This is a genomic window from Helicobacter pylori, from assembly GCF_014496485.1.
Taxonomy (GTDB): domain Bacteria; phylum Campylobacterota; class Campylobacteria; order Campylobacterales; family Helicobacteraceae; genus Helicobacter; species Helicobacter pylori_DD.
This window is the reverse complement of sequence record NZ_JACTAX010000018.1, coordinates 1-15472: the sequence shown is the minus strand read 5'-3', so window position 1 is coordinate 15472 and position 15472 is coordinate 1. Positions and strand designations below refer to the sequence as shown.

Here is a 15472-nt window from a genome sequence, read left to right as displayed (position 1 = left end):
CAAAGGGTTAAGTCTTTTTGGGGTAGGAAATATCCATGCAGACTTTAAAGAACAAAGCCTTTCGTGTTAGTGTCCATTAGGGCGCTTTAGTTAGGAAGCTCCTTGCTTTAGCAAGGGGTGGTTTCACCCACTAAAGTATAAACGTCATAACGAGTCCCTGCCCCTAAAGTTACCATAGGGTGCAAGGTGTAATTCGCTTGCGCATACACCCCAACCACATTCGCCGTAGCGCCATTTCGTTGGCAACGCCCGTTCATGTTAGGATCATTAGGGCCCATAACCCTTAAGCATGCATCAGGGGCATCGCCGGGTTTGACTAATTCGCTATTAGGGATCGCTTTATCAAAAGTGGTTAAGTTTTGGTAATTCAACCCGTATTCCAAAAGATTGTCATTCTTATGGTCTATAGTGTGGATCACATTCGCATTAAACCCGGAATTGATGATGAATAAATTTTTATTAGCCACCACAGAACCCCCTCCAAGGCTTTTAAAAGTGATGGAGCAAGTTTGTTTAAGAGCGTCATAAATGCCCCCTTGCGCCACGCATTGATTTTCTTCGCCTTGAGAGAGCTGTGGGTTTGGGGTGAAAGGGATGATAGTCGCTATATCGTTAGGTCTAAAAAGCGGATCAATTTGGACATTCCTAATGCTCGTATAGCCATTGATTTTTAATTTAGGATCGCCAAAACGACTCCCCCCTTCTCTTTCATAATTCAAACTCACGTTATGCACTAAATTGACGCTATAAGTTTTAAACAAACTGGCGTCATTTTCAAACAAACAATCATCAGGGTTTTGTTCGTTGGGGAAAGCGTTAAAATCACCGCAAGAATAGGGTAAAAAAGTGCCGGTAAAATTCGCTCTTAAAGGGCGATTAGCGTTATCTCTAGTCATGTTATAACTGAGCGTTAAGGTATCTCTTTCGCTCAAATAACCATTGATTTTAGCCATCACATTGTTTTGCTCGCTAGGGCTTGCTGTAACTTTAATTATCCGCTTTAGGGTCAAAAAGATTTTTCATCGCATTATCCCCATCACGATAGTAAAAAATATTTTGGTGCGTGTAATACAAAAGCGCATCAAAATGATGGTTACGATAAGCGCCCATAATGGTTTCCCTGTCCCCAAAGTTGGTTAAAAAAGTTGCAGCCCCACTTATAGCGTAGTCTTTACCCTTAGGGATAAAATCACTAGCGCTTTTAGTCTCCATTTTAATCGCACCAATCAAAGCCATAGGCCCCGCGCTCGCTTGAGCCGCCCCCTTAGTAACCACCACGCTTTTGAGCATTCCAGGATCAATAATCGTATTGCCTTGATGCCCATAGCTTGCACCCATTTGCGCCGCGCCATCCACCGTAACCCGAGCCAATCTGTCTTCAATACCGCGCACATAAATTTTTTGCGCTATCACCGCGCCACCGCCCACATTGATATTAGGGTTTCTTCTAAACATGTCGCTGATTTGGTTGGCTTGCCTTCTTTCTAATTCTTTACTTGAAATGGTTGTCTGGTTGTTGTAATTAAAGATTTTAGCCGCTTGAGTGGTAACTTTACCCAGAGTGTGTTGGGCGCTCTTTTCTTTTTTCCTTTCTGTCTTTTTTTCTTCTTTTTCTTCTTCTTTAGCCTCTAATTCAAACGTTCCTAATAAGGACAAAAAAATAGAAAAACTACAATACTTTCTAAAACGCTTGTCATTCATTCTTAAAATCCTAAAAATATAGTAATTATTGTTTTTGAAAAATAAGATTGTTATTATAACTAAAAAAGTATTATTTTTAGAGAAAGATTTTTCTCGGTTACTTTATTTTATGATATAAAAATTCATTTCCTTAAGGGGATAGGGGGGCATTTTGCGATAATGTCCCCCTTAACCCCCTTAAAAACCCCCTAACCCAAGAAGACCGCTTTTTTCAAGAGGTTATCGCTTGATTAAAATCAAGCTTTTTTATTTATATTTTTTATCTTATTCTCACTTTTTTATGTTTATAAAGCTTGAATATTTTAGAACTACCACTTTCAAACAAACCCCTTTCATCGCTCACAATGACATCTGCGAGATTGGAAGCGATTTCTTTATCATAAGCGCATTGGGTGAGGTTGGCTGAGGTGCTATAGAGCGTTTTAAAACGCTTTAAAAAATCCCCATGCCTGCCTTTAACCACACGAACGGCCTTAGAGTTAGGGTAAATAAAAGTGGTTTTAGCGCTTCTTCTAATGAGGTTTTTAAACGCGTTGGGCGCGCGCACCAAGCTTTTTAGGGTGCTAAAATCAGCGCTTTCTATTAAAACACTTTGGTTTTTAGGGCGGCCTTTTAAGGCGTTGAGCTTTTCGCTGTCCTTAGAAAGCAGTCCTATAGTGGTATCGCTTTGAACGAGATACACTAACGCCATCAAACTACTTCAAATAATCTTGTAAGGCTAATAACTCGTCTTTTTGAGAGCTTTCTTCTAACGCTAAAAGTAAGACTTCTATCGCGCTTAAAGTCGTGAAATAACTCACATGGTTTTTAAGCACAGAAGCGCGAATGAGTTTGGCGTCATCTTGAGATTTGTGATCGCTGGTGTTGATAGCCATGCTGATTTCCCCATTCATCATCAAATCCATGATATTGGGGCGGCCTTCAGAGATTTTAAGCACCTTTAAAGACTTCACCCCGGCTTTTTCCAAAGCTTTATGCGTGCCTTCTGTGGCGCACAATTCAAAGCCTAACTGAACCAATCGTTTCATTAAAACGCACGCTTCTTCTTTATCCTTATCTTTAATAGAGACAAAAATAAGCCCCTTGTTTTTAATGGGGTTAAAGCAAGCCGTTTGAGCCTTGAAAAATGCAAGCCCTAAAGATCTAGCAATCCCCATCACTTCGCCGGTGCTTTTCATCTCAGGCCCTAAAATCAAATCCGATCCATAAAGTTTATTAAAAGGGAAAACCGCTTCTTTTAAAGCCACAAAATGGGGCATTTTAGGCTTATAAACGCCATTAGAATACTCTACGATATTTTTTTTATCATAAAACTTCAGGGCTTCTTTCAAATCTTCTAACACCATAACCCTAGTCGCCACTTTCGCTAAAGGAACGCCTAAAGCCTTGCTTAAAAAAGGCACGGTCCGGCTGGCTCTAGGATTGACTTCAATCAAATACAGCGAATTTTCATAAACAGCAAATTGGATATTCAATAGCCCCACTACGCCCAAATGCAGAGCGATTTTCGCGCTCACCCGCTCAATTTCGTCTAAAATTTCAGGGCTTAGAGTGGAAGGGATAAAGCATGCCGAATCGCCTGAATGGATACCCGCCTCTTCAATATGCTGTAAAATGCCAGCAATATAGACCTCTTTTTTGTCGCAAATAACATCCACATCTAATTCCACCGCTTTTTCTAAAAACTTGTCAATGAGGAGCGGGTTTTTAGGGCTAATCTCTAAAGCATGCGTAACGCTTTCTAAATAATGGCGCAGTTCTTCAATATTTTCTAAAATTTGCATGTGTTGGCCGCCTAGCACATAACTAGGGCGCACGATAATAGGGAAGCCAATCACATTAGCGATGCTATAAGCTTCATCAACGCTCTTAGCCATGCCGTTTTCAGGCTGCTTGATGTCAAGCTCTTTTAAAAAGAGGGAAAATTTTTCCCTGTCTTCTGCAATATCAATCACCTTAAAAGGCGTGCCAATAATGGGGGCTTGCATTTTAGCTAGATCTTTAGCGAGTTTTAAAGGGGTTTGTCCCCCAAAATGCACGATAATGCCATCCACGCGCTCCCTTTGAATGATGCTCTTCACGCATTCAAAATGAATGGGTTCAAAATAGAGCGTATCACTGGTATCATAATCTGTGCTAACCGTTTCTGGATTGCAATTGAGCATGACGCTCTTAATGTTCAAATCCTTTAAAGCAAAGCTCGCATGCACGCAACAATAATCAAATTCAATGCCTTGACCGATGCGATTAGGCCCAGAGCCTATGATTAGGATTTTCTTTTCTTTCTTTTCTTGTTTGTTTTCAATAGGGGGCAAAGGATTAGGGGCATAGGTGGAATACAAATAAGGCGTGAGCGATAAAAACTCCGCTGCGCAAGTGTCCACTTCTTCAAAATTGGGCGCGATTTGTAAATTAGATCTAGCTAATTCCACTTCAAAAGGGCTGACCTCTAAATTTTCATTTTCTTTGATTTTAGCGGCAATCCTAGCATCGCTAAAGCCTAAATTTTTAAGCCCTCTCAATTTTTTGGCGTCCGTTAAAACGCTAGAATTGATGCCCTCTTCTGCTTTGACTAGCTTTTGGATTTGAGATAAAAACCACCTGTCAATCTGGCATAATTCAAACACTTCATCTACAGAAACGCTGAGCCTGAACGCATCAGCGATATAGAGCAAGCGTTTGGGATTGGGCCGGCGGATTTCCTTTTTGATCGCTTCTAAATCTTTGCTTAACGATTCAAACCCTAGCCAATTGTTTTCCAAAGAGCATAACGCTTTTTGTAAGGCTTCTAAGAAATTCCCCCCTATCGCCATCACTTCGCCAATGCTTTTCATAGAAGTCCCTAAAGTGCTAGAAACACCGGCAAATTTTTCAAACGCAAAGCGAGGGATTTTCACCACGATATAATCCAAACTAGGTTCAAAACTCGCCGGGGTGTTGGTAATATCGTTTTTAATTTCATCTAAACTAAAACCCACCGCAAGCATGGTAGCCACTTTTGCAATAGGAAAACCGGTCGCTTTTGAAGCTAATGCGGAGCTGCGGCTCACTCGTGGGTTCATTTCAATCACAACCATTCTTAAAGTCTCTGGATGGATCGCAAATTGCACATTGCTCCCGCCCGTATCCACGCCAATTTCTCTCAAAATCGCAAAGCTCGCATCGCGCATGCGTTGGTATTCTTTATCGGTTAAGGTGAGGCTTGGAGCGATGGTGATGCTATCGCCGGTATGAACACCCATGGGATCAATGTTTTCAATGCAACACACAATGATGCAATTATCCTTGCTGTCTCGTATGACCTCCATTTCGTATTCTTTCCACCCCAATAAGGACTCTTCAATCAAAATTTCATTAATGGGCGAAGCGTCTAGGGCGTTTTTAGCCAATTCTTGAAACTCTTCAATATTATAAGCGACCCCACTCCCTCCCCCAGCTAGCGTGAAACTCGCTCTAATAATGGCTGGAAAGCCAATTTCATTAATGGCTTCTAGGGCTTCTAACTCGCTATAAGCGTAACGCCCTTTAGGCAAATCCATCCCGATTTTTAACATCGCTTCTTTGAAAGCCTGCCTGTCTTCGCCTTTTTTAATCGCTTCAATCTTAGCCCCTAAAAGCTCCACGCCTTCTAACATGCCCTTTTGGTGCATTTGCATGACCGCATTCAAAGCGGTTTGCCCGCCCATTGTGGGCAAAATAGCGTCAATCTTTTCTTTTTTGATGATAGCGGCGATATTTTCTCCAGTGATGGGTTGGATATAAGTTTGATGAGAAAATTCAGGGTCAGTCATCACGGTGGCTGGGTTAGAATTGATTAAAATCACTCTATAACCTAAAGATTTTAAGGTTTTACAACTTTGAGTCCCTGAGTAGTCAAATTCGCAAGCTTGCCCGATCACAATAGGGCCTGATCCTATCAGTAGAATGTTGGAAATATCGGTGCGTTTAGGCATAACCAATCCTTAAAAAAGAATATAGAATGAAGTGTTATTAGTTTTAAAATATTTTTTATTAGGTTTTTGCGTGGCTTCCCCCCCTATTTTTTCAAACTATTTGTCTCTGTCTGAAAAAATACCAATGATTTGCAAGATAGAAATAAAGACATTCAAAAAGTCTAAATACAAGTCCACCGCCGCATCAATGGGGCTATCATACATGCCTTTAACGATGTTTTGGGTGTCATAAGCGATGTAAAGACTGAATAAAATCGCGCTCGCTCCCGCAATGACAACCTGGAACATGGGGCTACCCAAAAACAAGTTAATGAGCGAACACACCACCACCACAATCAAAGCGATAAAGAGCATTTTACCCATGTTCGCTAAGTCGTTTTTAGTTTTAAGGGCATACACGCTCATCAAACCAAAAACAATAGTCGTCATGCCTAAAGCTTGCCAAACCGCTCCTAAACCAGCTTTTGCAATCACCATACCCAACAAAGGCACTAGAGTAACCCCTGATAATGAAGTGAAAGCAAACAGCATGAATAGATTCAACCCGGGTTTGGATTTAGAAAACATCAAACCAAAAAACGCCGCAATTTCAGCGATAAAAAACACCCATTTATACTGCACTACGGCTTGAAAGTTCATTAAACCTAGTAACGCTCCAATAGTCGCTAGTAACAAACTGCCTGCAAAGAACTTGTAAGTCGTTTTAACAAAACCCACCAGCTCGCTTTCACGCAATAAAGAATTTTCTGCATACGCGTTATGAGAATTCGCTCTGTCATACAATGCCATGTTTTACTCCTTGAATTTCAACTCAATAAATAATTTTAATTAACCCTACAGCTAGGTCCAATATAATAGCACAAAATGTAGTAAAATACCAAACAAAACCCCCTAAAATTGAAATTGAAGTCTGAAAATAGGATAATAGTTACGATGAAAATTTTTATCAATGGATTTGGCCGCATTGGGAGATGCGTTTTAAGAGCGATTCTAGAGCGCAATGATACAAACCCTCAACTAGAAGTAATAGGCATCAATGACCCTGCTAATTGGGAAATCCTCGCTTATCTTTTAGAGCATGACAGCGTGCATGGGCTGCTTTTTAAAGAGGTGCGTTACTCTAATTACAAGCTTATTATCGGCTCGTTAGAAATCCCTGTTTTTAATAGCATCAAAGACTTGAAAGGCGTGGATGTTATCCTAGAGTGTTCAGGGAAGTTTTTAGAGCCTAAAACGCTAGAAAATTACCTTTTGCTTGGGGCTAAAAAGGTTTTGTTGTCCGCTCCTTTTATGGGCGAATACGATGAAAAACAATACCCCACTTTAGTGTATGGGGTCAATCATTTTCTCTATCAAAACCAAGCCATTGTTTCTAACGCCTCTTGCACGACTAACGCTATCGCGCCCATTTGCGCGATTTTAGATAAAGCTTTTAATATTAAAGAGGGCATGCTAACGACCATTCATAGCTACACGAGCGATCAAAAACTCATTGATTTGGCCCACCCTTTGGATAAACGGCGCTCAAGAGCAGCCGCAAGCAACATTATCCCCACCACCACTAAAGCCGCTCTAGCCTTGCATAAAGTGTTACCCAATCTCAAAAATAAAATGCATGGACATAGCGTGAGGGTGCCTAGCCTTGATGTGTCCATGATAGATTTGAGTTTGTTTTTAGAAAAAAAGGCTCTCAAAGATCCGATCAACGATTTATTGATTACAGCTTCCAAAGGGGTTTTAAAAGGCGTGTTAGAGATAGATTTGAAAGAAAGGGTGAGTTCTGATTTCATTTCTAATCCGCATAGCGTTATCATCGCGCCTGATTTGACTTTCACGCTAGAGAATATGGTCAAAATCATGGGGTGGTATGATAATGAATGGGGGTATTCTAATCGTTTGGTGGATATGGCGCAGTTTATGTATCATTATTAAGTCATTTTGCGAATCTTTTTGAGTTTGTTTAACATCAAATTGTATAATGTGGGATTTAATAAAAACGATTGGAGTTTTAAATGGCGTTTAAAAAGGCCAGATTGATTTCTAAGTTTATTTCAAAGGGATCTTTCAAATTGAGTAAGATCTCAAAGAAAATTTTCACATTGAATCAAATCTTAAAGCGTGAAAAGCCCTTAAAACTCCATAAAAAAACAAAATCCATTAAAAAGCCCTTTAATAAAAGCAAATCTTTTTTAAAAGCTTCGGTTTTATTGATAGGAGCGTTAGGGGGGTTATCCCACCTAAGGGCTAGCGAATGCCGTTATTGGTCATGGTGGTCAGGTTATCATGACAAGATTGAAAGCGGTTCTAATTCACCCACGCACAACTCTTATTGTCTTTTTAGTAGCACTCAAGGCTCTGGGACTTATTATTTGAACACCCTTACCACTTATAGCGCTGGTGGGGCTAGTTTCACGCAAAAATTCAATAACGGCACGCTTGATATAGAGGGGAATATCCGCTTTGGAGGCACAGGTATTAATGGAGGTGATGTCGGCTATATCACTGGAACTTATGACGCTCAAACGATTAATTTTAATTCTAGCCATTTAACAACCGGAAACTCCTATTCTGATGGCGGTGGGGCCACGCTCAATTTTAATGCAACTAATAACCTCACTATCAATCAAGCGAGTTTTGATAACAGCGATGCAGGGACACAAAAATCTTACATGAATTTTAAAGGCTCGAATATCAAGGTCAGTGGCTCTAGCTTTAAAGATGACACGAATGGGGGCTTTAGTTTCAGCGGTAATAGTAATAACAGCACCATCTCCTTTAATCAAACGAACTTCAATCAAGGGACTTATCACTTTAGTAATAGCACCACTTTAAGCTTTAATCATAGCGCTTTCAATCAAGGGAGTTATCACTTTAATAGCGCCCAATCCACTTTTGAAAACAACAATTTCAATCAAGGGACTTATGATTTTAATGACAACGTAAGCTTTAATAATAACACTTTCAATCAAGGCACTTATAGCTTTAACACCAGCAAGGTGAGTTTTTCAGGCGCTAACACTTTAAATTCAAGTTCGCCTTTTGCCAGCCTTAAAGGCAGTGTGTCTTTTGGTTCTGGTGCGGTTTTTAACCTCAATCAAACCCTTAATAATGATCAAACCTATGATATTCTCACTACAAACGGGGCGATCCAGTATGGGGTTTATCAAAGCTATTTGTGGGATCTAATCAACTATAAGGGCGATAAAGCCATTAGCCATGTTGGAGTGGGTAATAACACTTATGATGTAACCTTTGACATTAACGGGCAAGATGAAACCTTACAAGAAACCTTTAACAACCAATCCATTATTACCCAATTTTTAGGAGACGATTTACAACAACAAGCCCAACAAACCTACCAACAAGACTTGAGTAACTCCCAAAGTGCTTTAAATAACGCTGCTAGTGATAGTAAGATCGCAAATAGCGATACAGACTACACCAAGAATAAAAACACCGCTATCGCTAAAGACGCTAAGAATTTAGAACACACTAACCAACAAATCGCTCAAGATGAACAAGCGTTAGAAAAAGATTTAGCTCAAATCAAACAATTAGCCAACTCCACCACAGGCTTTAACGAACAAGCCTTTAATACTGCGCAAAAACAAGAACAACAAGATGAACAAACCTTACAAAACGAAGAAAAGACTTTTAGTAACGAGCAAGAGGGATTAAAGCAAGCGATACAACAAGCGCAGGCCCAACAACAAAAACAAGAACAACAACAAGCCCAACAAACCTATCAAGAGGATGTAACCAGCTCCCAAACTGCTTTAAATAACGCTACTAGTGATAATAAGATCGCAAATAGCGATACAGACTACACTAAAAGCAGTAATCCTACTATCCTTAAAGACGCTCAGAATTTAGAAAACACCAACCAACAAATCGCTCAAGATGAACAAGCGTTACAAGGAGATTTAGACAAGCTCAAACAATTAGCCAACTCCACCACAGGCTTTAATGAACAAGCTTTCAATCAAGCTCAAAAACAAGAACAACAAGATGAACAAACCTTACAAAACGAAGAAAAGACTTTTAACGCTGAACAAGAGGGATTGAAACAAGCGATAGCTAACGCTAAGCATGTAAGCCCCACACCAAGCCCCACACCCACTCCTACAAAACACACAGCGCAAAACACTCCCCCTAATAAGGTTTCACCAACGCCCACACCCCCTACTCAAAATTTACCCACAACGAATGTGTGGAATGGGGTCTATAACCTCCAAAATCAAACTTACTCAAACAAAGGCGTTTATTATATCGATCCCAATCTTTCAGGACAGAGCGGTCAAAGCGCCAACACGCTTAGCACTTATACAGCCAATTTGTTTGGAAGAAGTTTTGGCGTGAATATCCAAAATGGCACTTTGATCATAGGGAACAACACAGAGAGCGTGAATGATAATGGGTTGATTTGGATAGGGCATGGAGGCTTTGGCTATATCACGGGAACTTTTAATGCGGCTAACATTTACTTGACCAATAATTTTAAAACCGGTGAAGGCGTTTCAAATTCAGATGGTGGGGGAGCGAACATCACCTTTAAAGCAAGCGATAATATCACTATGGATGGCTTGAATTACAATGACGCTGAAACCGTTACTAAAATGATTCAAACGGGGGCCAGTCAGCATTCCTATGCCGCTTTTGACGCTCTAAACAATATCAGCGTGACTGATTCCAGTTTTAGCGATATGACTTGGGGGAAATTCAGTTTTAGCGCTAAAAATATTTCGTTTTCTAACGCTTCGTTTAGCGGCTTTACAAACCCTGGAGGATCAAGCACTATCAGTGCTAACGCTTCTAATTCTTTAAGCTTTATCAATTCTCGTTTGAATGGTGGGGCAGTTTATAATTTGCAGGCTAATAGCCTTATTTTCAATAACACGCAAGCGGTTTTCAATGTCTTGTATTCTAGGGGGACAAGCAATTTTAACGCTACGACACAGCTTTTAGGCAACACGAATTTTACGCTCAGTTCTCAAAGTTTGCTGAACTTTAATGGCGATACAACCTTGCAAAACAACGCCAATATCACGCTTGGCAATAAAAGTCAAGCCGCTTTTAAAAATTCTTTAACGCTTGATAATAATTCTAATTTAAGTTTAGACAATCAAAGCGTTTTGAATGCGAATGGTGCGAGCGCTTTTAACAATCAAGCGAGTCTCAATGTTTATAATGGGAGTCAAGCAACCTTTAATAGCCTCTTTTTTAATGGCGGGACACTCAGTCTTAACGCTAGTAGCAAGCTCAACGCTTCTAACGCTAGTTTTTCAAGCAACACCACTATCAATTTAGACGATAGCGTTTTATCAGCCAATAACACAAGCTCTTTAAACGCTAATATCAATTTTCAAGGCGCAAGCCAGGCTGATTTTGGAGGCAACACGACTATTGATACAGCGAGCTTTAATTTTGACAGCGCAAGTTCATTGAATTTTAATAATCTTACGGCTAATGGGGCGTTGAATTTTAATGGTTATGCGCCCTCTTTAACTAAGGCTTTAATGAGCGTTAGCGGGCAGTTTGTTTTAGGGAATAATGGGGATATTAATTTATCTGACATCAATATTTTTGACAACATCACAAAATCTGTAACCTACAACATCCTAAACGCTCAAAAAGGGATTACTGGCATTAGTGGGGCTAATGGCTATGAAAAAATCCTTTTTTATGGCATGAAAATCCAAAACGCTACCTATAGCGATAATAACAACATTCAAACTTGGTCGTTTATAAACCCTCTCAATTCTTCTCAAATCATTCAAGAGAGCATTAAAAATGGGGATTTAACCATAGAAGTTTTAAATAACCCTAACTCGGCTTCTAACACTATTTTTAATATCGCTCCTGAGCTTTATAATTACCAAGCTTCTAAGCAAAATCCTACCGGCTATAGCTATGATTATAGCGACAATCAAGCAGGCACTTATTACTTGACAAGCAGCATTAAAGGTCTTTTCACCCCTAAAGGCTCTCAAACTTCTCAAGTCCCAGGCACTTATAGCCCGTTTAACCAGCCTTTGAATAGTTTGAATATCTACAATAAGGGTTTTTCTAGTGAAAATTTAAAAACACTTTTAGGGATCCTTTCTCAAAATTCCGCTGCCTTAAAAGAAATGATTGAATCCAACCAATTAGACAATATCACTAATATTAATGAAGTGTTGCAGCTCTTGGATAAGATTAAGATCACCCAAACGCAAAAGCAAGCGCTCCTAGAAACCATCAACCATTTGACTGACAACATCAATCAAACCTTTAATAACGGGAATCTAATTATAGGCGCTACCCAAGATAATGTTACAAACTCTACTAGCTCTATATGGTTTGGGGGCAATGGCTATAGCAGTCCTTGCGCGCTAGATAGCGCCACTTGTTCTTCTTTTAGAAACACTTACTTGGGGCAATTATTAGGCTCAACTTCCCCTTATTTAGGCTACATTAACGCTGATTTTAAAGCTAAAAGCATTTATATTACCGGGACAATTGGAAGTGGTAACGCCTTTGAAAGCGGAGGGAGCGCGGATGTAACCTTTCAAAGCGCTAATAACTTAGTGTTGAATAAAGCCAACATAGAAGCTCAAGCCACAGACAATATCTTTAATCTTTTGGGTCAAAAAGGGATTAATGAAATCTTTAATCAAGGGAATTTAGCGAATGTTCTCAGTCAAATGGCTATGGAAAAAATCAAGCAAGCCGGCGGTTTAGGGAACTTTATAGAAAACGCTTTAAGCCCTTTGAGTAAGGAATTACCCGCTAGCTTGCAAGATGAAACCTTAGGCCAGCTTATAGGTCAAAATAACTTAGATGATTTATTGAATAATAGCGGAGTCATGAATGAAATCCAAAACATTATCAGTAAAAAACTAAGCATTTTTGGCAATTTTGTTACCCCATCCATCATAGAAAACTACCTTGCTAAGCAGTCTTTAAAAAGCATGCTAGATGATAAAGGGCTTTTGAATTTTATCGGTGGGTATATAGACGCTTCTGAATTAAGCTCTATTTTAAGCGTGGTTTTAAAAGATATTACTAATCCCCCTACAAGCCTGCAAAAAGACATTGGTGTGGTAGCGAACGACTTGTTGAACGAATTTTTAGGACAAGATGTGGTTGAAAAGCTAGAAAGTCAAGGCTTAGTGAATAATATCATCAATAATATTATTTCTCAAGGCGGGTTGAGCGGCGTTTATAATCAAGGTTTAGGGAGCGTGTTGCCGCCCTCTTTACAAAACGCGCTCAAAGAAAACGATTTAGGCGCTCTTTTATCGCCTAGAGGCTTGCATGATTTTTGGCAAAAAGGGTATTTTAACTTTTTAAGCAATGGCTATGTTTTTGTCAATAACAGCTCTTTTAGTAACGCCACAGGGGGCAGTTTGAATTTTGTCGCTAACAAGTCTATTATCTTTAATGGCGATAATACGATTGACTTTAGCAAGTATCAGGGCGCATTGATTTTTGCTTCTAATGGTGTTTCTAATATCAATATCACCACCCTAAACGCCACTAATGGCTTAAGCCTTAATGCGGGCTTGAATAACGTGAGCGTTCAAAAAGGGGAAATTTGTGTCAATTTAGCCAATTGCCCTACAACCAAAAACAGCTCTTCTACAAACTCTAGCGTAACCCCCACTAATGAATCTTTAAGCGTGCGCGCTAACAACTTCACTTTCTTAGGTGCAATCACCTCTAATGGGGCTATTGATTTGTCTCAAGTAACAAATAATAGCGTCATAGGCACGCTCAATCTCAATGAAAACGCAACCTTGCAAGCCAATAATTTAACGATCACTAACGCTTTTGACAACGCCTCTAACTCTACGGCTAATATTGATGGTAATTTCACCTTAAACCAACAAGCGACTTTAAGCACTAACGCTAGTGGTTTGAATGTCATGGGGAATTTTAATAGCTATGGCGATTTGGTGTTTAACCTCAGTCATTCAGTTAGTCATGCCATTATTAATACTCAAGGCACAGCGACGATCATGGCTAATAATAACCCTTTGATCCAATTCAACGCTTCTTCAAAAAAAACAGGCACTTACACGCTGATTGATAGCGCTAAAGCCATTTATTACGGGTATAACAACCAAATCACAGGAGGCAGCAGCCTGGATAATTACCTTAAGCTTTATGCGCTCATTGATATTAATGGCAAGCACATGGTGATGACTGACAACGGCTTAACTTATAACGGGCAAGCCGTGAGCGTTAAAGATGGCGGTTTGGTTGTAGGCTTTAAGGACTCTCAAAATCAATACATTTACACTTCCATTCTTTATAATAAAGTGAAAATCGCTGTTTCTAATGATCCTATCAATAACCTACAAGCCCCCACTTTAAAACAATATATCGCTCAAATTCAGGGCGTTCAAAGCGTGGATAGCATCGATCAAGCTGGGGGAAATCAAGCGATTGATTGGCTCAATAAAATCTTTGAAACTAAAGGAAGCCCTTTATTCGCTCCCTATTATTTAGAGAGCCACTCCACAAAAGATTTAACCACGATCGCTGGAGATATTGCTAACACTTTAGAAGTCATCGCTAACCCTAATTTTAAAAATGACGCCACTAATATTTTACAGATCAACACCTACACGCAGCAAATGAGTCGCTTAGCCAAGCTCTCTGACACTTCAACTTTCGCCCGTTCTGATTTCTTAGAACGCTTAGAAGCCCTTAAAAACAAGCGGTTTGCTGATGCGATCCCTAACGCTATGGATGTGATTTTAAAATACTCTCAAAGGAATAGAGTTAAAAATAATGTGTGGGCGACAGGAGTTGGAGGGGCTAGTTTCATTAGTGGAGGCACTGGAACTTTATATGGTATCAATATAGGGTATGACCGATTCATTAAGGGCGTGATTGTGGGGGGTTATGCCGCTTATGGGTATAGTGGGTTCCATGCAAACATCACGCAATCAGGCTCTAGCAATGTCAATGTGGGTGTTTATAGCCGAGCGTTTATCAAAAGAAGCGAATTGACCATGAGCTTGAATGAGACTTGGGGATACAATAAAACTTTCATCAACTCCTATGACCCCCTACTCTCAATCATCAATCAGTCTTATAAATACGACACTTGGACGACTGACGCTAAAATCAATTATGGCTATGACTTCATGTTTAAAGATAAAAGCGTTATTTTTAAACCCCAAGTAGGCTTAGCCTATTATTACATTGGTTTGTCTGGTTTAAGGGGTATTATGGATGATCCTATTTATAATCAATTCAGAGCCAATGCTGACCCTAATAAAAAATCCGTTCTAACGATCAATTTTGCCCTAGAAAGTCGGCACTACTTCAATAAAAACTCTTATTATTTTGTGATTGCGGATGTGGGCAGAGATTTATTCATTAATTCTATGGGGGATAAAATGGTGCGTTTTATTGGTAATAACACCCTAAGCTATAGAGATGGTGGCAGATACAACACTTTTGCTAGCATTATCACAGGCGGGGAGATAAGGTTATTCAAAACCTTTTATGTGAATGCCGGCATAGGGGCTAGGTTTGGACTTGATTATAAAGATATTAATATTACTGGAAATATTGGTATACGCTATGCTTTTTAATGGTATCATTAAACTTATTTTTAACAAGCCCAATTCATAGCAGGATCAACCATGCAATTTCAAAAAACCTTATTTCCTTTACCTTTATTATTTTTATCTTGTTGTATCGCTGAAGAAAATGGGGCGTATGCGAGCGTGGGGTTTGAATATTCCATTAGTCATGCTGTTGAGCATAATAACCCCTTTTTAAATCAAGAACGCATCCAAACGATTTCTAACGCTCAAAAC

The 15472-nt window shown here is 39.6% G+C and carries 5 protein-coding genes and 2 pseudogenes; 3 read left to right on the top strand and 4 right to left on the bottom strand.

Annotated features, from left to right (window positions below):
* A pseudogene (locus tag IC572_RS08035) lies at positions 1 to 70 on the top strand (RNA-guided endonuclease InsQ/TnpB family protein); the annotation flags it as partial.
* A gap of 58 nt (positions 71 to 128) precedes the next feature.
* On the opposite strand, the pseudogene IC572_RS07510 reads toward IC572_RS08035, so the two are convergent.
* The 4 genes and pseudogenes from IC572_RS07510 to IC572_RS07495 form a co-directional block, all read right to left on the bottom strand.
* Positions 129 to 1701 (bottom strand): annotated as a pseudogene (locus IC572_RS07510) (TonB-dependent receptor domain-containing protein); the annotation flags it as partial.
* Between the two features lie 259 nt (positions 1702 to 1960).
* Positions 1961 to 2392, bottom strand: a complete 432-nt coding sequence (locus IC572_RS07505; RefSeq protein ID WP_187855740.1) for a Sua5 YciO YrdC YwlC family protein — start codon at positions 2390 to 2392, stop codon at positions 1961 to 1963.
* Positions 2393 to 2396: 4 nt separating this feature from the next.
* Positions 2397 to 5654 (bottom strand): carbamoyl-phosphate synthase large subunit, encoded by a 3258-nt coding sequence (gene carB, locus IC572_RS07500; RefSeq protein WP_187855738.1) that lies wholly within the window; start codon positions 5652 to 5654, stop codon positions 2397 to 2399.
* A gap of 96 nt (positions 5655 to 5750) precedes the next feature.
* Positions 5751 to 6443 carry a Bax inhibitor-1/YccA family protein gene (locus IC572_RS07495; protein WP_187855736.1) on the bottom strand — a complete coding sequence of 231 codons (693 nt, stop codon included), beginning with the start codon at positions 6441 to 6443 and terminating at the stop codon, positions 5751 to 5753.
* 144 nt (positions 6444 to 6587) lie between these two features.
* Between IC572_RS07495 and gap the strand changes: the two genes are divergently transcribed.
* Together gap and IC572_RS07485 are read left to right on the top strand one after the other, a co-directional pair.
* The gene (gene gap / locus IC572_RS07490) at positions 6588 to 7586 is read left to right on the top strand and encodes a type I glyceraldehyde-3-phosphate dehydrogenase (RefSeq protein WP_187855734.1); all 999 of its coding nucleotides are present in this window, start codon (positions 6588 to 6590) and stop codon (positions 7584 to 7586) included.
* 80 nt (positions 7587 to 7666) lie between these two features.
* Complete coding sequence (locus tag IC572_RS07485) at positions 7667 to 15244, top strand: vacuolating cytotoxin domain-containing protein (protein WP_187855732.1); 7578 nt, start codon at positions 7667 to 7669, stop codon at positions 15242 to 15244.
* Positions 15245 to 15472 lie beyond the last annotated feature (228 nt).

Bases quoted from the DNA above. Each gene is read 5' to 3' on its own strand.
- IC572_RS07505 (WP_187855740.1), bottom strand. From the start codon at position 2,392: ATGGCGTTAGTGTATCTCGTTCAAAGCGATACCACTATAGGACTGCTT.
- carB (WP_187855738.1), bottom strand. From the start codon at position 5,654: ATGCCTAAACGCACCGATATTTCCAACATTCTACTGATAGGATCAGGC.
- IC572_RS07495 (WP_187855736.1), bottom strand. From the start codon at position 6,443: ATGGCATTGTATGACAGAGCGAATTCTCATAACGCGTATGCAGAAAAT.
- gap (WP_187855734.1), top strand. From the start codon at position 6,588: ATGAAAATTTTTATCAATGGATTTGGCCGCATTGGGAGATGCGTTTTA.
- IC572_RS07485 (WP_187855732.1), top strand. From the start codon at position 7,667: ATGGCGTTTAAAAAGGCCAGATTGATTTCTAAGTTTATTTCAAAGGGA.